This window comes from Nocardiopsis sp. ATB16-24 (genome assembly GCF_030271535.1).
Taxonomy (GTDB): Bacteria; Actinomycetota; Actinomycetes; order Streptosporangiales; family Streptosporangiaceae; genus Nocardiopsis.
In genome coordinates this window covers 81442-102676 of sequence record NZ_JASCXJ010000009.1, presented here as the reverse complement: position 1 = coordinate 102676, position 21235 = coordinate 81442, and the positions used below count along the sequence as shown (strand labels likewise).

The following is a 21235-nucleotide window of genomic DNA, read 5'->3' as shown; positions in this document are numbered from 1 at the left end:
GCCAGATCCCGTCGGGGCGCACCGACGGGTCCGGCACGCTGCGGTCCGACCGCTCGGGGAACAGGCTGCCATAGACCGCCGTGGGCCAGGAGCACCTGTGCCCGGTGATCGGAGCGGTCGTGTCGCGAAGTCTCCACGGTGAGGAACCCTGGCACCCGCAACGAGCGATATCGGGAGGACCACGTCGGCCCGCCCCCGGTCAGGGGGCGCCCGGTCGGACGACCCGGTGGCGGTGTCGGCCGTGGTGAATGCCGGCGGGTGCCCACCGCAGTTCTGCGCGGCATTCCTTCTGCCGTGGTAATGCTCGTTCATGTCTGTAAGGTTGGTGGAGAGGCGATCCATTGACGTTCCTGTGGGCGGTGTTCGACCCACGGCTCTTTTCATCGGAATCGCCTTCCCTCCATGCTCGACCCCCGCCCCCCTCATCGGCTATCGACCTTTCCCCGATCAACGTCCTCCCGGTGTTTCCAGGAACGGCTCTCGATGGCCGGGAATTCGTCGTAATCACAGGTGGAGAGTGGTTTCGAAAGGGATTTAGGCGCGACGAAGAACAGGGAAGGTCGGCGTCGCTCACACAGGAATCAGGGAATCCTCATGTACAAGGACCTGTACGACCTCGGTGAGATGCCCCCGCCGAGGCACGTGCCCGCCCGCATGCACGCCTTCACCCTCAGGCGTGACCGCTACGGCGAACCCCGTGACGCCTTCGCGCGGGAGATCGTCCCGGTACCCGAACTCCGGCCCGGGCACGTCCTGGTGTACACGATGGCCGCGGGCATCAACTACAACAACGTCTGGGCGGCACTGGGTCACCCGGTCGACGTCATCGCCATGCGCGAGAAGGCCGGGGCGGACGAGGACTACCACATCGGTGGATCCGACGGCTCCGGCGTGGTCTGGGCGGTGGGGGAGGGGGTGCGCGGAGTCCGGGTCGGCGACCACGTCATCCTGTCCCCCGGACAGTGGGAGGAGGACTCCGAGGACATCCGGCTGGGTCGCGATCCCATCGCCTCACAGAGCATGCGGGTGTGGGGGTACGAGAACAACTTCGGCTCCTTCGGGCAGTTCACCCTGGTGCGTGACTTCCAGTGCCACCCCAAGCCCGAGAACCTGCCCTGGGACGTGGCGGGCGGCTTCCTGGTGAGCGCGGCCACCTCCTATCGTCAGCTCTTCGGCTGGGAGCCCAACGTGGTCCGTCCGGGCGATCCCGTGCTGATCTGGGGAGGGGCGGGAGGCCTGGGCACGTCGGCGATCCAACTGGCCCGCCAGGTGGGCGGCAAGCCGATCGCCGTGGTCTCCACCGAGGCCAAAGCGCGCCTGTGCCGTGATCTGGGGGCGGTCGGCACGATCCTGCGTACCGAGTTCGATCACTGGGGGCGTGTCCCCGACGAGCGGGACGCCCAGGCCTACGCGGCCTGGACGCGCGGGGTGCGGGCCTTCGGCAAACGCTTCTGGGAGGAGTTGGGGGAGCGGCGCTCTCCCAGGATCGTCTTCGAGCACACCGGAGCCAACACCCTTCCCACCTCGCTCTACCTCTGTGACAACGCGGGGATGGTGGTCGTCTGCGGGGCCACCTCGGGTTTCCAGGCCGACGTGGACCTGCGTTTCCTGTGGATGCGCCTCAAGCGGCTCCAGGGCTCGCACTTCGCCTCACCGGCGCAGTGTCGGATGGTGATCGACCTCGTCGCGGGCGGACAGCTCGATCCCTGTGTGACGAAGATCGTCCAATTCGACGAGATCGGACTGGCGCACCAGCTGATCCGCGACAACGCACAACCGCCGGGGAACATGTCCGCGCTGGTCAACGCACGTGCGGGACAGATCGGACTCGACCTGTAGCCTCCGGTCCGCGATTGACTGACACCGGACCAGAAACAGACATTTCTTCATAATCCTCACAAAAACAACCCGGGGCGGTGCGCCTTGACAGTGGTGTTCTCGCACGTCAGAGGCGCTCCTCCGGGTTCCTTCCCGGTGCTTCTTTGATTCTTCTGCCAAGCCCGCCGACCTTTGTTAGTCTGACGAACCGAACGACGGTTCTCGGTGGAAGTACAGGAATTGTGCGGGGAGTGCATACTTGTCGGCGGATGGGGTTTTGTTCCCGCCCATGTCCCCGCACGTGCGGGGACACTCGGCCCTCGCCAAGGCGTTCCCCCGGCGTACGGGCACCCGGCTGCCACGGGTCCCGTCACGGTCCTCGAGGTGGTCACCTCCCAGATCAGGGTGGTGGCGTGGGACCGCCGCCGATCCGCCCACCTGAGACGAGGAGACGAGACTGTGGCAGAGGCGCCGTCGCCGCGAGACAGCCCCACCTCCCGCTTCGGCGGGGACGGACACAGACCATCGGCGGAGGGCGGGCAAGGAGCCAGACGAGAGGGCGTGTTCCGCAGGGCCATCTCCCGCATGGTCAGGGCCCACGAACCCTCCTCACCGGAGACCGAGCAAGGAAATCCCGTGCATCATCCCGTGCATCCGCATTCGCAGGACCCCGGCCGCGCCCCGGACAGGGGGCAGCACCAGGCCGATGACGCTCCCCAGAGCGGTAAGACGGCGCGTGGCGGCGAGTCCGCCTCACCCGCCACCGGATCCTTCTCGGGACCGACCGAGAACGGATACCGCCCCTCCGCCAGGGTGAGCGTGCCCAACCCCTACACCAAGCGGCGGGTGAACGTCGACGAGGTCGACAGCGGAGCGACGCCCGTCGGCCAGTGGCGGGGCGTCGGTCTGAACGAGCCCGAACCACGTTCCTCCCACATCCCGGCCACCACGGACACCATGACTGACACTTCCTCCGAGCGTCCGGAGCAGACCGACAAGCCCGTGGCATCGACACAGGCGTCTCCCGCGACCCCGGCCACCGCGCCCCAACAGCCCCCGCCTTCGCAGCCCGCTCCCGCACGGACCGAGGCCCAGAGCTCCGAGGATTCGAGGTCCGGACCTCAGGCCGAGGACCGTCAGGACGAGGCGGTGTCGCCCCGAACCTCACCGCAACCGTGGGCACCGACCGAGGCCGGCGGGATCCAGGACGAGGAGCGGAGCGGCGCACGGCCGCAGGCGGAGCCCGACACGACGCCCCAAGGAGAACAGTCGAACCAGCAGCCTGCGTGGACGCCCGCCTGGAACGCACACCCGCAGCACCCCCACCAGGCACCCCCGCCTCAGCCGGACCGGCAGGGATACGCGCCACAGCCGGGGCCGGTCCAGCCTCCCGCCCCTATGGGCCATGACCCCTACGCCGCGCACGGCGGTCCCTACCACCAGGCTCCGGGCACGCCCTACGGAGGCCCGCCCCACTGGCAGGACCAGAACCTCCACGGGCCTCGCCCCGAGGGTTACGCGCCCGCGCCTCAACAGCACGGCGGCTACGCCCCCCACCCCCAGGGCCCGCCCGTCTCCTACGCTCCGCATCAGACGCACTACCAGCCGCAGCCCGCTCCCTATCCGGCGCCGTACCCGCCCCAGCACCTGGTCGCCTACCAGAGCGCCTACCCGGCGCCCTTCCAACCGCCCGGCTACGTCCTGCACGGCCAACCGGTCTTCTACACGGGCCAGTACAACCCCTACGGACAGCCGGTCCAGCACGTCATCGTGCTCGCCGCCGGACAGCAGCCGCAGGTCATCAGCGCCGAGTCGGCCAGTACCCTCCTCGCCGAACTCTCCGAGTCGGGCGGCGACGCGCGCGAGGGCCGGGCCCTTCCCCACGCGGAGCGGGAAGCCGCGTCCGAGGAGGAGCCCGAGAAGGCCGCGGCCCCCGAGGTCGGGACCGAACCGGAGGAACAGCGGACCGCGGCCGTTCCCGAGGAGGAGGACCTCGAGCCCGTGGCCCAGACGGCACAGGAGCGCAGCGTGGTCGCCGAGGCCGACGAGACCGGGACGGGATCCGACGACGGACTGCTCAACGAGGCGCTCGCCGGTCTGGCCATGCGCGACCTGTCGCTCGTGGACGCCCTGTTGGAGATGGTCGAGGAACTGGAGACCGAGGCCAAGGACCCCGACCTTCTCGACAAGCTCTTCCAGATCGACAACTTCGCGACCCGTATGCGGCGCAACGGGGAAAACTTCCTGGTGCTCACCGGACACGACGGCGGGGAGTCCGACGCCCACGACGAGATCGTCCCCCTGCTCGACGTGGCCCGCGCGGCGACCTCCGAGATCAAGGACTACCCCAGGGTCCGCCTGGGCAAGATCCCCCAGACCTCCATCACCGGTATGGCGGCGGACGACATCAGTCACCTGCTCGCCGAACTCCTGGACAACGCCACGGCCAACTCCCCCGAGCACTCCCAGGTCGTGATCAGCGCCCAGGAGCTGAACGACGGCCGCCTCATGATCGTCGTGGAGGACGAGGGGGTGGGCATCCCCGAAGCACAGCTCGGCGAGCTCAACCAACGCCTGAGCGGCGAGCCCGTGCTGGACGACACCGTGCCCCGCCACATGGGCCTGTACGTCGCCAGTCGGATCGCGGAGAAGCACGGCCTGGAGACCCGGCTCGAATCACGCTCCTTCCGAGGGGTGAGCGCCTACACGATCATCCCCAAGAAGCTCCTGCGCGTGGCCACGCCGAGAACCCCCGGACAGGCCCGTACCTCTTCCATCCCGGCGAGTGCCCCGGCGGCGCCGGTCGCGCCCCCCAGGTCGACCGCCCCGGTGAAGCCCGTCGCCTCCACACCCTCCTCCAACGGTGTGGCCAGGCCCTCCAACGGTGCGGCCAAGTCTTCGGCGGGCGGAAGCTCCGCGGTCACCGCCGCCGGTCTGCCTCGGCGCAGTGCCACTCCGCACGGTTCGCCGTTGCGGATGATGCCGCGCCCCGGACAGACGCCCGACGGTCCGCCCAAGGCCCGCGAGGACACCCCGCCCAAACTGACCGGTGAGGCCCGGGCGAAGCAGATCCACGACGAGCTCGGCGACTTCTTCGACGGTGAGCGAGAGGCGCGAGAGGGAGCGGACGAGCCCAAGGGCGACAAGAAATGACGGACTCCCACACGACCACGGGCGCCTCCCCCGGAGGGCCCTTCCAGATCCCCCAACGAAAACGACACTCGGCCCAGGCAGGTAAGGCACAGCGATGACTGAATCCGTGAACGACAGTGTTGAGAACTTCTCCTGGCTCATCGACCGGTTCGTCCGGGACGTGCGCGGGGTCGAGCACGCCGTCGTGGTCTCCTCCGACGGCTTGGTCCTGACCCACTCCAGTGATTTCCCCGAGGAGCACGCCGAGCAGCTCGCGGCCATCGCCAGCGGCCTGCACAGCCTGGCCGTCGGTGGTGCGAGCCTCTTTCAGCGGGGTGAGTGCGAACAACTGCTCGTCCGCTTCAACCACGGACACCTGTTCATCATGGCGATCAGCGACGGTTCCTGCATGGCGGTCCTCACCGCTCCGGGCACCGAGCTCAAGCTCGTCGGTTTCCAGATGACCAAGCTCGTGGAGAACGTCGCCCATGTGCTCACGCCGCAGCTGCGATCGCAACTGCGCGAGGTCATCCAGAACTGACGACGGTGACCGAAACCGTTCGGGAGGAAAGGTTGCCTCGGCTATGAGCTTCCGCAGGCGAAGGAGTAACCGTGTCCGCCCGTTCACCTTCACCGGTGGGCGGACGCGGTCACGGCATCCGCTGATGGTGCAGACTCTGGTTTCGACGTCCGAGCCCGGGCAGGAGCCTCCCAGCACCCTCATGCCGGAGTCGATCAACATCTACAAGCTGTGCCGGGAGACCCGGTCACTGGCCGAGGTCTCGGCCGAGCTGAACATCCCACTGGGCGTCACCCAGGTCCTCATCAGTGACCTGGCTGAACAGGACCTGGTGTACATCCACCCGACCATCACCGGCAGCAGTCCATCGGAAAACCAGGTTCTGGAGAGGGCTCTTCGTGGTCTCGAACGACTTTTCCAGTGACAAGCGGTCCAATCGCAAGAAGATGTCGAGCAAGATCGTCATCGCCGGTGGCTTCGGTGCCGGTAAGACGACCTTGGTGCGCTCGGTGTCGGAGATTCCGCCGGTCACGACCGAGGCGATCATGACCGAGGCCAGCATCGGTCATGACGACACTTCGATCACACCAGACAAGACGACCACCACCGTCGCGATGGACTTCGGTCGCATCACCATCGACGACGAACTGGTCATGTACATGTTCGGAACACCGGGCCAGGCGCGTTTCTGGTTCATGTGGGACGATCTGGTCCGGGGCGCCGTGGGCGCCGTCGTCGTGGTCGACTGCCGAAGGCTCGCGGATTCCTTCGACGCCGTCGACTACTTCGAGACGAACAAGCGCATCCCCTACATCGTGGCGCTGAACAAGTTCGAGGGCCGCCTCGACTACACCTCCGAACAGGTCCGCGAAGCGCTGGAGGTCAGTCCGGAGGTGCCCATCATCGACTTCGACGCTCGGAATCGGCTGTCCGGGGGTGAGGTGCTCAAGACGCTGCTGCGGTACGCGTTGGAGCACAATCGCGCCAGCGAGCCCGTCGCTTGACGGGTGGGGAGACCCGGTCTCCCCACCGCCCCGCAGATCCCCCAGGAAAGTTAGCGACAATGCGCAAGATCCTTATCGTCGGCGCGGGCCACGCCGGTCTACACCTGGCTCACGGCCTCCTGACCCACGGATACGACGTCACGGTGATCACGGGGCAGTCCTCGATGGAGATCCGTACCGGTAAACCGTCGATTTCGCAGTTCACGCTCCCCACGGCGCTGGACTACGAACGGCACCACGACCTTGATCTCTGGAGCGCTCTGTCTCCGCAGATTCGGGAACAGAAGGTGCACCTGTATCCAGGGCAGGGTCGGCCTTTGGTGTCCTTCAAGGGAAGAACCGGCAAAGACAACGACTACATGGTCTCGGTCGACCGGCGTGTGAAGATGGCCGACTGGCTGGAGTACTTCGAGGACCGGGGCGGCAAGGTCGTCATCCACGGAGTCACCGTCACCGACCTGGACTACTTCTCCCGGATGTTCGAGCTCATCATCGTGGCGGTCGGGCACGGGGAGCTGGGGCAGCTCTTCGACTACGACGAGAGCAGGTTCAGTGGAGCCAGGCCTCGTTCGATCGCTCAAGCGTACGTGTACGACGTCTGGCCTGACGAACAGGGTGAGGAGAACATCGGCTGGGCCGCGTCGGCGGCGGACGCGGGCAATATCAACTTCATGCCGATCCTCGCTCAAGAGGGTCCCTGCCACACACTGATGATGGTGGACAAACGCGGTGGTCCCATGGACGCCTGGCCTGACCGCCCGGGACCTGAGGAGCAACTGCGGCGGATGAAGGATCTCCTCCGCCAGTACGCGCCCGAGTACTTCGAGCGCGCCAAGGACGCGGTTCTGGTCGATGGCAACAGCACCCTGGTCGAGGACCTGACGCCCCAGGTCCGTAATCCCGTGGGCGTGCTTCCGTCCGGTGGACGCGTCCTCGGTATGGCGGACGTGGTCGTCACGATGGATCCGTATGTGTGCCAGAGCTGGAACAACTCCACGCGTTGCGCTCAGGCATACCTGGAAAGCATCATGGAGCACGGCGATCGCGAGTTCGACGAGGATTTCCTGGTCGGGGCGTTCGACCGTTTCTGGGAGTTCGGTCTGCACAACCAGCTCTGGTCGGAGATGAACTCCACGATGTAGGAGCCAGGTGATCTTCCGCCGTACTTCTACGAGCTCATCGAAGGGGCCAACACCTATCCCGAGGTGGGGGACAGGTGGATTCAGGGGTGGGACTACCCGCCGGATTACTCCACCTGGCTTCTCGACCCGGATCTGGCCAGGCAATATCTCGCCGAGGTCCGTGCCCGGCACGGCGACTGACCGCCGCGCCGTCGCGCCCCCGCCCGATGTCCTTGGGGACATCGGGCTTCTTGCTGTCAGGGGATGGTTTTTCTCGGGAGTTATGCCGCCGACCGAATAGCGAAGCGGAATGACCGAAAATCGGTGATGCGTTGTCACGCCTCCTGAGCGGCGGTTACGATCCTCCGTGTTGGTGCTTGTACGTGTCCTATGGTCACTGGTGGGGCTTATGTGACAATGGGGCTTGTGCGTCGACACCTGGGACACCGGGCCGCCCCCGGAAGAAGGCCTGCATCAGCCATGAAGGGTGTTTCGTGTATCCCCGTGTGTGCTCCTTCCCCTCGGCCTTCTCCCCGGTTTCCCTCAGAGTGAGGACTTTAGTCCTTCCTGGGGGAGAGATACATCATATTTCCAGAAAATGCATTCTGGCCTGCGAAAAAGAGAAGCGGTTCGTGCATCTGCACGGTACGGGCGCAGGTACGCCGCCCAGGACGACGCACACCGCGGAAGCCCTCGTGGACGCACGGGGAGAGCACGAATCGGAGGGAACGCGTTGAGCAGTGACCATGCGTACGGCGGCCAGGGGGAATCCGGCGCTCCCGTCGCCGTGGTGGGGGTCTCCTGCCGGCTTCCCGGAGCCTCGACCCCCGACGCCTTCTGGAGACTGCTCTGCGAGGCACGCGAGTCCATCACCGCGCCGCCCGAACGCCTGGGTACGGTCTCTCCTGAGCGCGACCGTCATTGGGGCGGTTACCTGGACCGGGCCGAGGACTTCGACGCCTCCTTCTTCGGTGTCTCACCGCGTGAGGCCATGGCCATGGACCCCCAGCAGCGGATCATGCTCGAACTGAGCTGGGAGGCCCTGGAGAACGCCCGGACCTCTCCCGAGTCCCTACGCGGCTCCGACACGGGGGTGTTCACCGGTGCGATCGCCTCCGACTACGCGACGCTCCAGCAACGTGGCGGTCACGGCGGCATCACCCACCACACGCTGACCGGGACCCAACGCGGCATGATCGCCAACCGGGTCTCCTACACACTGGGTCTGTCCGGTCCCAGCCTGACCGTGGACAGCGGCCAGTCCTCGTCGCTGGTCAGCGTGTACATGGCGATGGAGAGCCTGCGCAGGGGCGAGTGCGGGATCGCCCTCGCGGGCGGAGTCAACCTCATCCTCTCCCCGGAGAGCACCGAGAGCGTCGCCCATTTCGGCGGGCTCTCACCGGACGCACGCTGCTACACCTTCGATGCCCGTGCCAACGGCTACGTGAGAGGCGAGGGCGGAGCCGTGGTCGTGCTCAAGCCCTTGGACCGGGCACTGGCCGACGGTGACCGGATCCACGCCGTCCTGCGAGGGGGCGCGGTCAACAACTCGGGGCGGACCTCCTACCTCGCACGGCCGGAGGTGGCGGGCCAGGAGGAGGTGTTGCGAGCCGCGTACCGGCAGGCCGCCGCCGACCCGGCTCAGGTGGGCTACGTCGAACTGCACGGTACAGGTACGCCCGCGGGAGATCCCGTCGAGGCCGAGGCACTCGGCACGGTCTTCGCGGCCGGACGCGAAGAACCACTGAAGGTGGGATCGGTCAAGACCAACATCGGCCACCTGGAGGGCGCCGCCGGTATCGCGGGGTTCGTCAAGGCGGTGTTGAGCCTGTCCCACGGACAACTGCCTCCGACCCGGAACTTCGCTTCTCCCCATCCCGACATCGACCTGGAACGGTGGGGACTTTCTCCGCAGACCACACGCGAGCCCTGGCCCGCGGACGCCCCGTTGGCGGGGGTCTCCTCCTTCGGGATGGGAGGGACGAACTGCCATCTGGTGCTCGGACCGCCTCCTCTCCGGCAACCCGAGAAGACGGAGCCGAGCACGGGGGAGAGCACGCTGGACCCCGTGCCCTGGGTGCTCTCCGCGCGCTCGGAGGCGGCGCTGCGCGCGCAGGCCGCGGCACTGCACGCCTTCGTTTCGGCGCGTCCGGGGTTGAGCGCCCAGGATGTGGGGTTCTCGCTGGCCACCACTCGCGCGGTGTTCGAGCACCGCGCGGTGATCCTCGCTTCGGGTGACAGCGGGGCCCAGGAGTTGGAGTCCGTGCGCCCCTCGTCCGTTCCCCTGCCCGAGGACGACCGGGAACGGAGGGGACCGGTCCTGGTCTTCCCCGGTCAGGGCGGACAGTGGGCGGGTATGGTCCGGGACCTCCTGGACGGTTCGGGTCCCTTGGCCCAGGTGTTCACCAAGAGGCTGCTGGAGTGCGAGCGGGCACTGGACGCCTACGTGGACTGGTCGCTCGTCAAGGTCTTGCGGGGTGAGCCCGGTGCGCCTCCCTATGTCGGTCCTGGCGCCCGGGTCGACGTGGTCCAGCCGGTTCTGTGGGCCGTGATGGTCTCCTTGGCGAGGGTGTGGTCGGAACTGGGTGTGCGGCCCGCCGCGGTGATCGGCCACTCCCAAGGCGAGATCGCCGCCGCGTGCGTGGCCGGGGCGCTCTCCCTCGACGACGCCGCCAAGGTGGTGGCGCTGCGCAGTCGGGCGCTGGTCTCCCTTGCCGGAACCGGGGGCATGGCCTCACTCGGCCTGAGTCGGGACAGGGCACAGGAGTACGTCGCGGGCACGGAGGACCTGTACCTGGCGGCGGTCAACGGCCCGGACTCGGTCGTGGTCTCCGGCGGAGCCGAAGCGGTACGCCGTGCCGTGGAGCACTGCCTCGACAACGGGGTCCACGGTGCCCTGATCGACGTGGACTACGCCTCCCACTCCGCCCATGTCGAGCGCATCCGTGAGGAACTGCTCGACCAGTTGGCGCAGATCACTCCGAGGCCCCCGCAGGTGCCGTTCTTCTCGACCCTGACGGGAGAACCGCTGACCGGGGACGGCCCGCTCATGGACGCCCGTTACTGGTACCGGAACCTCAGCAGTACGGTGCGCTTCGTCGAGGCCACGGAGGCGGCCATCGCCGCCGGACACACGACCTTCGTCGAGGTCGGCCCCCATCCCGTGCTCTCCTTCGGGATCGAGCGCACGCTGGAGGAGTCTGAGACCGAGGGCACGGTGCTGGAGACGCTCCGCCGGGAACGTGGTGACCAGGCTCAGTTGCTGACGGCGGCGGCCCAGGCGTTCACCTCGGGGACGGACGTCGACTGGGGCGCGCTCTTCCACGGGAGCGGCGCACGCCGGATCGACCTTCCCACCTACGCCTTCCAACGCTCCAGGTTCTGGCCGGACACGACTCCGGTGCACTTCGCAGACGTTACTCGGGAGGAGACCGGGAGCACAGCCAGGTCCATCTCAGAGACCGGTACCAGGGAACTGGTCCACACACTCACGGCGCGCATACTCGGACGGGCGTCCCTGAACGCCTTGGACGAGCGTCGCGCCTTCCGTGACCTGGGATTCGACTCGATGATGCTGCTTCAGCTCGGGCGTGCGCTTTTTCGGGAGACGGGGGTTCGGCTGGAGGACACCGTCCTGTTCGACCTGCCCACTCCCGCCGCACTCGCGGAATTCCTCGTCGGAGAACTGGGAGAAGAGGTGTCGGGGGCCGCTACCGTCCCCTCCACTCCGGCCACGGCCCCCACACCCGTGTCCGCTCCCTCCGCCCCCGCGGTCCCTGCCCCCACGGCATCGACGCCCCACGACGACCCGATCGCCATCACCGCGATGGCCTGCCGTCTGCCGGGCGGAGTGCGCTCCCCCGAGCAGCTGTGGCGGCTCGTCGACGAGGGAGTGGACGCCATCGGAGACTTCCCCGACAACCGTGGATGGGACCTGGAGAACCTCTACCACCCTGAACCGGGCACCCCGGGACGCACCTACACGCGCTCGGGCGGGTTCTTGTACGACGCGGACATGTTCGACGCCGCGTTCTTCGGTATCAGCCCTCGCGAGGCCGACGCCATGGACCCCCAGCAGCGGCTGCTGTTGGAGACCACCTGGGAGGCGGTCCAACGTGCCGGGATGAGCACGGAGGAGCTGCGTGAACGGCAGGTCGGCGTGTTCGTCGGAGCCATGCCCACCGAGTACGGGCCGCGCCTGGCCGACCAGGGCACGGGCAATGACGGCGGTTACCGCCTCACGGGCAGCACGCTGAGCGTGGCCTCGGGCCGCATCGCCTATGTCCTGGGCCTGCGTGGCCCGGCGCTGACCATCGACACCGCCTGTTCGTCCTCGCTCGTCGCCCTGCACCAGGCCGCCGAGGCCATCCGGCGTGGGGAGTGCGAGATGGCGTTGGCAGGGGGCGCCACCGTCATGGCCACTCCCGGCATGTTCCTGGAGTTCGCCGCCCAACGTGGCCTTTCCCCGGACGGGCGGTGCCGTGCCTTCGGCGCGCAGGCCGACGGTACCGCCTGGGCGGAGGGGGTGGGCGTGCTCCTACTGGAGCGCGCCTCACGCGCCCGTCGCGCCGGGCGCCCGGTCCTGGCGCTGATCAAGGGCAGCGCGGTCAACTCCGACGGCGCCAGCAACGGACTGACCGCGCCCAGCCGGGAGGCCCAGGAGCGAGTGATCCGCCAGGCCCTGGCATCGGCCGGCATCGGGCCAGGCGAGGTCGACGCCGTGGAGGCGCACGGTACCGGCACCCGACTGGGTGATCCGATCGAGGCCAAGGCCCTGATCTCGGTCTACGGCCAGGCGCGCGAAACCTCCCATGAGGCGCTGAGGCTGGGTTCGCTCAAGTCCAACATCGGACACGCTCAGGCGGCGGCCGGTGTCGCCGGAGTGATCAAGACGGTGGAGGCACTGCGGCACGGCCGACTGCCCAGGACGCTGCACGTGGACCAGCCCACGGACAAGGTCGCATGGGAGGACAGCGGCGTACGGGTACTCCGTGAGGCGGAACCGTGGCCGGACACGGGACGTCCGCGCCGAGCCGCGGTGTCCTCCTTCGGTATCAGCGGTACCAACGCACACGTGGTGCTGGAGGGTGTGGCCGACGAGGGCGCTCCCGTCATCGTGCCGGAGGACCCCTTCCAACGCCGCCGCCACTGGGTGGAACCCGTGACGCGGGTGTCCGCGCCCGTGACAGCCCGCCCCCTGCTGGGCGAGGCCCTGTCCCTTGCCGACGGACGGACCGTGTTCAGCGGCCGGATCAGCCCGGCCGACCACCCGTGGGTGCGCGACCACGGACTGTGGGGACGGATCGTCGTACCCGGGACCGCCATGGTGGAGATGGCGGCCCACGCCGCGGCCCGCAGCGGAGGCTCCGTGGTGGGAGATCTGGTTCTGGAAGCGCCACTGGTGCTGTCCGGGGGCGCCCAGCTCCAGGTCACCGTGGGGACACGTGACGACGAGGGCCGTCGCGAGGTGCACGTGCACGCCCGTCCCGAGGGGGATGACACCGCCCCGTGGACCCGCCACGCCTCGGGAGTCATCGAGGCCGGGCACTCGACCACGGCGGAGCGGACACCGCGAGCGTGGCCCCCCCAGGACGCCGAACCGGTGGACACGGCCGCCGACTACGCCCTGTTGGACGGTCGTGGCTACACCTACGGTCCGATGTTCCGTGGCCTGCGCTCGGTCTGGCGTCGTGACGGAGAACTCCTGGCGGAGGTGGAACTTCCTCAGGCGCCGCGCGCCGGTGGCCCCTTCCACGGCCCCCATCCCGCTCTGGTCGACTCCCTGTTGCACGCGGTGCTCGCGCACGGTACCGACCGGCAGCGCCTTCTGGTGCCCTTCTCCTGGTCCGGCGTGCGCGTCGCCTCCCGGCAGGACGGAGAGACCCCCCGGACGCTGCGGGCGCGGATCATCGAACTGGGGGCCGACCGCTACCGCCTCCTGGCCACGGACGAACGAGGGGTTCCCGCCGTGTCCGTGGACGAACTGGTGATGCGCCCTCTGGACGGGCGGTCGTTGCCCGAACGCGACTCCTCCGAGTCGCCCGGACTGTACGAGATGGTGTGGGAGAGGGTACCGGTCGCCGACCCCGCGACGGAGGTGCCCACCGGCCTGCCCGACCTCGACTCCCTCGACCCGGACGGCCCCGTGCCGTCGACCGTCTACACCGAACTGCCGCCCACCGCGGTCTACGCGGAGGCGACCCCGCCACCCCAGGCCGTCCGCGAGGGGCTCGAAGCGGTTCTGGAGGCCGTGCGCACCTGGCTCACCGAGGAGAGGTTCGCGCACGCGCGGCTGGTCGTGGTGACCTGGCGGGCCGTGCCCGCCGACCCCGGAGCGCCCCTCGCCGGACTGGCGGCCTCCCCGGTGTGGGGACTGCTGCGTTCGGCGCAGCGGGAGCATCCCGGCCGCCTCGTCCTGGTGGACTCCGACGGTTCGGAGGACTCCCACCGGATACTGACCGCCGCGGTAGGGCTCGACGAGCCGCAGGTGGCACTACGCGCGGGAACGGTCCTGGTGCCTCGCCTGACCGAGGCGGGAGCCGACCAGGAACTGACCCCTCCCGGGGCTCTGTGGCGGATGGACACCCGGGATCCCGGTTCGCTGGAGAACCTGGAGCTTCTTCCCGCGCCAGAGGCGGGCGCCCCCCTCGGCCCCGACGAGGTACGGGTGGCCGTGCGGGCGGCCGGTGTGAACTTCAAGGACGTGGTGGTCGCTCTCGGCATGGTCGAGGGAGAGAGCGGTATCGGCTTCGAAGGTTCCGGAATCATCGTGGAAACCGGCTCGGAAGTCGAGGGCTTGGTGCCGGGCGACCGCGTGACCGGCATGTTCGACGGTTCCTTCGGCCCGATCGCGGTCGCCGACGGCCGCAAGCTCGCCCGCATCCCCGACGGGTGGACCTTCGAGCAGGCCGCCGCGGTCCCCGTCGCCTTCCTGACCGCCTACTACGGACTGGTGGACCTGGCCGCGGTACGCCCGGGGGAGAGCGTCCTGGTGCACGCCGCGGCGGGAGGCGTCGGTACGGCGGCCGTGCAGCTCGCCCGGCACATGGGGGCCCAGGTGTTCGGCACCGCGAGCCCGCACAAGTGGGCGAGGCTGGCGGAGTACGGACTCGATGAGGAACGGCTGTCCTCCTCCCGGAACCTGGAGTTCGAGCAGCGCCTGCGCGCCGCCAACGACGGGCGCGGTATGGACGTGGTCCTCAACTCGCTGACCGGGGAGTTCGTGGACGCGTCGCTGCGTCTGCTGCGCTCGCCCCAGGACGGAGCGGGCCCCGGGGGTCGCTTCGTGGAGATGGGGCTGACCGATGTCCGTAGCCAAGAAGAGGTCGCCGAGGCCTTTCCAGGTCGTGGCTACGAGGCGTTCAAGTTGACGGACGTCTCCGCCGACCGGATCGGACAGATGCTGGGACGCGTCATGGAACTGTTCTCCACCGGCGTCCTCCGCCATCTTCCGATCACCGTCCACGACCTCCGCGACGCCAAGGACGCGCTGCGCTCCCTCCAACGCGGTGACAACATCGGAAAACTCGTCCTGACCGTTCCGACGCCCTTCCCCCAAGAGGGCACGACCCTGGTCACGGGAGGCACGGGCACCCTCGGGCACCGGGTGGCACGCCACCTGGTCACCGGCTACGGAGTGCGCGACCTGCTGCTCCTCAGCCGGAGCGGCCCCGAGACCGAAGGCCAGGAGGCACGGACCGCCGAACTGGAGGCGCTCGGAGCCCGGGTGGAGGTGGTCGCCTGCGACGCCGCGGACAGGAAGGCACTGGAGGAGGCACTCAGCGCGATTCCCGGAGATCGCCCCCTTCGCGCGGTGGTGCACACCGCCGGCGTGCTCGACGACGCCACCGTCACCTCGCTCACCGACGAACAGGTCGACAGGGTGCTGAGGCCCAAGGTCGACGCCGCCTGGAACCTGCACGAACTGACCCGGGAGACGGAACTGGGGGCGTTCGTACTGTTCTCCTCGGTCGCCGGTGTCCTGGGCACGCCGGGGCAGGCCAACTACGCGGCGGCCAACGTCTTCTGTGACGCGTTGGCCCACCGGCGCCGCGAACAGGGGCTGCCCGCCACCTCGCTGGCGTGGGGCCTGTGGGGCGAGGCCAGCGGCATGACCGGGCACCTGGACGGAACCGACCTCGGCGTGCTCGGCCGGGTGGGCCTGCTCCCGATGCCCACGGGAGAGGCGCTGCGGCACATGGACACCGCTCTGTTGTGGGACATGTCCCACGGCGTCCCCGCCCTGTTCGACGCGGAGGGCCTCGGCACCGAAATCCTGCGCGGATCGGCGGAGCAGGGCGCACGGTCCCTCTCCGAAGCCCCGGGAGCCCCGGCGGAGATCGTCACGGAGCGGTTCACCGGACTGTCCGAGGACGAACGGGACAGGGCCCTGCTCACCGAGGTCCGCGCCCACACCGCCGTGGTCCTGGGGTACGGCCCCGACGAGGGACCCTCCCGGGTGGACCCCGACCTTCCCTTCAGCGAACTGGGTCTGGACTCGCTCACCGGACTGGAACTGCGCAACCGGCTCAGCGCGCGCGTCGGTGTCAGGGTTCCGGCGACCGCCGTCTTCGACCATCCGACCCCCCGGGCACTGGCCCTCCTCCTGGCCGGCCTGCTGGCCCCCGAACAGCCGACGACCCCCGATCCGGAACACACCGGTCCCGCGAACGACACGGACGCCTTCACCGAGGGCGCGGGAGTCCAGGAGAGCGACATCGACGCGATGGACGTCGAGGATCTGGTGAACCTCGCCCTGCGCGGCGAGGAACACACATCCCCACGTGGACAGGAGACGGCAGATGACTACCGATGACCAAAGACTGGTCGCGGCGCTCAGGTCCGCGCTGAAGGAGAACGCGCGGCTGCGGGAGGACGTCGCACGGGGAGCCTCCCGCGAACCGATCGCCATCGTGGGAATGGGCTGCCGCCTGCCGGGAGGCGTCCACTCTCCCGAGGAGCTGTGGGACCTGCTCGTCCAGGGGCGGGAGACCGTGGGCCCTTTGCCCGACGACCGTGGCTGGGACATCGCGGCGCTTCGCGGAGAAGGAGGGGGGACTCCTCGTTCGGCCATGCTCCAGGGCTCCTTCCTCCACGCCGCGGGTGACTTCGACCCCGATCTCTTCGGGATCTCCCCCCGTGAGGCCGAGGCCATGGACCCGCAGCAGCGCCTCCTGCTCGAAGTCACCTGGGAGTCCCTGGAACGGTCCGGGATCGCCCCGTCCTCGCTCGCGGGGTCGGACACCGGCGTCTACGTCGGCACGCTGACCCCCGAGTACGGCCCGCGACTGTCCGAGGCCCCCGAGGACGGTTTCGCGATGACGGGGACGGCGCTCAGCGTCGCCTCGGGGCGCCTGTCCTACACCCTGGGGCTCACGGGTCCGGCGATGACGGTGGACACCGCCTGCTCCTCCTCGCTCGTGGCCGTGCACCTGGCCGTGCGCGCCCTGCGCGCGGGCGAATGCTCACTCGCGCTGGCGGGAGGCGCGACGGTCATGTCCTCCCCGGGCCCGCTCACCGAGTTCACCCACCTGAGAGGGTTGGCGCCGGACGGCCGGTGCAAGGCGTTCGGGGCGGACGCCGACGGGGCCGGTTTCGCCGAAGGCGCGGGCATGGTCGTCCTGGAACGACTCTCCGACGCCCGCCGCAACGGACACCGCGTGCTCGCCGTGATACGGGGCGGCGCGGTCAACCAGGACGGCGCCTCCAACGGCCTGACGGCACCCAACGGCCCCTCCCAGGTGCGGGTCATCCGTAAGGCCCTGGCCGACGCGGGCCTGGGCCCGGAGGGCGTCGACGTGGTGGAGGCGCACGGCACCGGCACCACACTGGGAGATCCGATCGAGGCGCAGGCGCTGCTGACCGCCTACGGCCAGGACCGGCCCGAGGACCGGCCGTTGTGGTTGGGATCGCTCAAGTCCAACGTGGGCCACACCCAGGCCGCGGCCGGAGTCGCGGGACTGATCAAACTGGTGCTGGCCCTCCGACACGGGGTGTTGCCGCCCACCCTGCACGCCGACGAGCCCACCCCGCACGTGGACTGGTCCTCGGGGGCGGTCCGGCTCCTGTCGGAGGAACGCCCCTGGCCGCGCACGGACCGCCCGAGGCGGGCCGCGGTGTCCTCCTTCGGGATGAGCGGGACCAACGCCCACATCATCGTCGAACAGGCGGCGGAGACCACCGCCGACGACACCCCGAGCCCCGCAGGTCCGGGCCCCTGGTGGTGGACGCTCTCGGCGCGCGGCGACACCGCCCTGCGCGCACAGGCGGCACGGCTGCGCGACCACCTGAGGGACCGGCCCGAGGCCGACCCCGCGGACATCGGATGGTCGCTGGCCACCACCCGTTCCGCGTTGGAGCACCGGGCCGCCGTCGTCGCCGACGACCGGGAGGCCTGCCTCGGCGCCCTCGACGCCGTGGCCGAGGGGCGACCCGACCCCCACGTCGTGCTCGGCGTGGCGAGGAACGACCGACGACCCGTCTTCGTCTTCCCCGGCCAGGGCGGGCAGTGGGAGGGCATGGCGGTGGAACTCATGGAGTCCTCACCGGTGTTCGCCCGACGCATGGCCGAGTGCGAGGAGGCGTTGACCCCCCACGTCGACTGGTCGCCGACCTCGGTGCTGCGGGAGGGGGACGCGACGTCGCTGGAACGCGTGGACGTGGTCCAACCGCTCCTGTGGGCCGTGATGGTCTCCCTCGCCGAGACATGGATCGCCCACGGGGTGCGACCGACGGCCGTGGTCGGCCATTCCCAGGGCGAGATCGCCGCGGCCTGCGTCGCCGGAGCACTGTCCCTGGAGGACGCCGCGAAGGTCGTGGCGCTGCGCAGCCGGGCGATCCTCGAACTGTCGGGCACCGGGGCGATGGCCTCGATCGCCCAGCCCGCCGACCTGGTCGGCGCACGCGTCGCCGCGCTGGGCGGGGACGTGCACGTGGCGGTGGTCAACAGCCCCCTCTCCACGGTCGTGGCGGGTGGAACCGCGCAGGTGCGCGACCTGGTCGCGCGCTACGAGGCCGAGGGGGTCCACGCGCGGATGATCGCGGTGGACTACGCCTCGCACACCCCCCACGTGGAGCGCCTACGCGAACGCCTCACCGCGTCGTTGGCCGGGATCGACCCGAGACGACCGGACGTGCCCGTGTACTCCACCCTCACCGGGGGCCGACTGGACTCCACCCCGATGGACGCCGCCTACTGGTACCGCAACCTCTCCCAGCCGGTCCAGTTCGCCCGGGCGACCCGCGCCCTCCTCCAGGACGGTCACGACATGTTCGTCGAGGTCGGCCCGCACCCGGTACTCGCCTCCGCCCTTCAGGAGACCTGCGAGGAGTCGGAGGTGCGCGACACCGTGGTCCTGGGCACCCTCCGCCGGGGAGAGGGCGGCGCACGCCGTTTCCTGACCTCCCTGGCGGAGGCCCACGCGCACGGTGCCGCCCCCGACTGGGAACGGGTGTACGGCGGTCGGCGGAACGTGGTGGACCTGCCCACTTACGCCTTCCAGCACCAGTACTTCTGGAGACCGGGCGGAGGTGACGGGTCCACCATCGGGACCACGCCGGCCGTCTCCGACCGCACGGAGTCCGCCTCCTGGGACGAATGGTCCTACAAGGAGGACTGGGAGCCCGTGGGAAGCGGTGCCGCCTCCGCCACGCCGCCCGGTACCTGGCTGCTGTTCGGCTCCGGTCCGACGGACCCCGCCCTCCTGGACTGCGTCGCGGCGTTGGGCTCGCGCGGCCACCAGGTCCGGACGGTGGACGTCGCGGGGGCGCCCGACCGCGCGTCCATGGCGGCCCTGGTCGCCAAGGCCCGCCAAGGCGTCGCCTCCGTCGCCGGAGTGGTCTCGACGCTGGCCCTGACCGGTGCCGACGAGGCCGGGGACGTGCCTTTGCCCACCCGCACCACCGGACATCCGGACACCGTCCTACTCCTTCAGGGCCTCGGCGACGCCGGGATCACCGCTCCCCTGTGGTGCGTGACACGAGGGGCCGTCACCGCCGGGGAGGAACTCTTCGACCCGTCGGCCGCGCTGGTGTGGGGTCTGGGCCGGGTCGCCGCGCAGGAGCACACGGACCGTTGGGGCGGTCTGGTCGACCTGCCCCGGGTGAGCACCCCGGGGGCGGGGGAGGCGCTGGCCTCGATCCTGACGGGGGAACGTGCCGAGGGCGAGGACCAGCTCGCGATCCGCGCGGATCGGATCCTCGCGCGCCGGCTCGCACGGGCGCCCTTGAGCCGGATACGGGCCGTACGCCGCTGGGAGCCCACCGGAACGGTCCTGATCACGGGCGGAACCGGAGCCCTGGGCGCGCACACGGCACGATGGCTCGCACGTCGCGGCGCGGAGCACCTGCTGCTGGTGAGCCGTCGCGGTGCGGACTCCCCCGGAGCCGGGGAACTGGAGGCCGAACTGCGGGCGGCGGGCGCCCGGGTGACGTTCGCCGCCTGCGACGTCGCCGACCGGACGGCCCTGGCCGAAGTCCTGGAGGCGATCCCGCGGGAGTACCCGCTCCGCGCCGTCATGCACACGGCGGCCTCCCTGGACGACGGAGCGATCGACTCGTTGACCCCCGAGCAGGTGGCCCGGGCCCTGCGTGCCAAGGCCGACGGGGCGGTGCACCTGCACGAACTCACCCGCGACATGGACCTGTCGGCCTTCGTGCTGTTCTCCTCGGTCGGCGCGGTCTTCGGTGTGTCCGGGCAGGGCAACTACGCTCCGGGCAACGCCTTCTGCGAGGCGCTGGCGCACCACCGCCGCACGCTCGGACTTCCCGCCACGTCGGTGGCGTGGGGGGCCTGGGCCGGCGGTGGCATGGCCGAGGACGAGGCGGTCGCCGCGCTCCTGAGCCGCCACGGCCTGCCGGAGATGGATCCCGAGGTCGCCGTCACGGCCTTCGAGCACACGCTCGACCGGGACCTGGCCGCGATCGCGATCGCGGCCGTGGACTGGCCGCGGTTCCGCACCGCCTTCACCGCCAACCGTCCCAGCCCGTTCATCGCGAGCCTCGGCCTCACCGGCACCGGAACGTCCGGACCCGGCGGAGTCGCGGAGGGCGGTCTGGAGAGGCGCCTGTCCGGGTTGACGCGCGCCGAACGCCGGAAGGTCCTCACCGACCACGTGTGCGAACACGTGGCCGCGATCCTCGGCCACGCCTCCGGCGACGTGCTCGACATCGACCGCGGACTGAAGGACCTGGGCATGGACTCGGTGACCGCCGTCGACCTGCGCAACCGACTCTCCGCGCTCACCGGGCTGAAACTGCCCTCGGGTCTGGCCTTCTCCCACCCCACGTGCGCGGCGCTCGGCCGGCACCTGGAGGAGCGTCTGTTCGGTGACACCGAGCAGATCGTGATGACGCGCATCGACGGTATCGAGGCGGCCCTGGCCGAGGCCGGGGACGCCGAACTGGACCGTGAGGCCGTCGCCCGACGGTTGCGCGGACTGCTCGACCGGATCTCTCCACGAAGCTCCGGGGCGGGCGCCGTGGACGAGGACCTGGAGTCCGCCACCAAGGAGGAGTTGTTCGCGCTCATCGACGACGCCCTACGTGACTGATCCGCCTCCCCGTCCCCCACACCCCTTCCACCCTGCTTTCCACCCCGGCGTCCCTCGGCGTCGGGTCATGGACCACGTGAAACGGTGAGT

General features: G+C 69.7%; 7 protein-coding genes and 1 pseudogene. All 8 read left to right on the top strand.

All coding sequences use genetic code 11. From position 1 onward, the window contains the following. Positions 1-594 precede the first annotated feature (594 nt). The 8 genes and pseudogenes from ccrA to PFX91_RS12140 all read left to right on the top strand — a co-directional run bounded on the left by ccrA (position 595) and on the right by PFX91_RS12140 (position 21145). Positions 595-1839 carry a crotonyl-CoA carboxylase/reductase gene (gene ccrA, locus PFX91_RS12175; protein ID WP_285731618.1) on the top strand — a complete coding sequence of 415 codons (1245 nt, stop codon included), beginning with the start codon at positions 595-597 and terminating at the stop codon, positions 1837-1839. Between the two features lie 615 nt (positions 1840-2454). Then, complete coding sequence (locus tag PFX91_RS12170; protein WP_285731617.1) at positions 2455-4971, top strand: sensor histidine kinase; 2517 nt, start codon at positions 2455-2457, stop codon at positions 4969-4971. 94 nt (positions 4972-5065) lie between these two features. Next, entirely contained in the window at positions 5066-5491 is a 426-nt protein-coding gene (locus PFX91_RS12165) for a roadblock/LC7 domain-containing protein (RefSeq protein WP_285731616.1), read from the top strand. Continuing rightward, positions 5439-5894 (top strand): DUF742 domain-containing protein, encoded by a 456-nt coding sequence (locus tag PFX91_RS12160; RefSeq protein WP_352231661.1) that lies wholly within the window; start codon positions 5439-5441, stop codon positions 5892-5894. The genes PFX91_RS12165 and PFX91_RS12160 overlap by 53 nt, the downstream gene beginning before the upstream one ends. 22 nt (positions 5895-5916) lie before the next feature. Next, complete coding sequence (locus PFX91_RS12155) at positions 5917-6474, top strand: GTP-binding protein (RefSeq protein ID WP_047869036.1); 558 nt, start codon at positions 5917-5919, stop codon at positions 6472-6474. A 59-nt stretch (positions 6475-6533) separates the two neighbouring features. Further along, positions 6534-7796 (top strand): annotated as a pseudogene (locus PFX91_RS12150) (styrene monooxygenase/indole monooxygenase family protein). A 532-nt stretch (positions 7797-8328) separates the two neighbouring features. After that, positions 8329-16410: a type I polyketide synthase gene (locus tag PFX91_RS12145; RefSeq protein WP_285731614.1), complete on the top strand. Its 8082-nt coding sequence runs from the start codon at positions 8329-8331 to the stop codon at positions 16408-16410. Beyond that, positions 16397-21145 (top strand): type I polyketide synthase, encoded by a 4749-nt coding sequence (locus PFX91_RS12140; protein ID WP_285731613.1) that lies wholly within the window; start codon positions 16397-16399, stop codon positions 21143-21145. Before PFX91_RS12145 ends, PFX91_RS12140 begins: the two co-directional genes overlap by 14 nt. Positions 21146-21235: the final 90 nt, after the last annotated feature.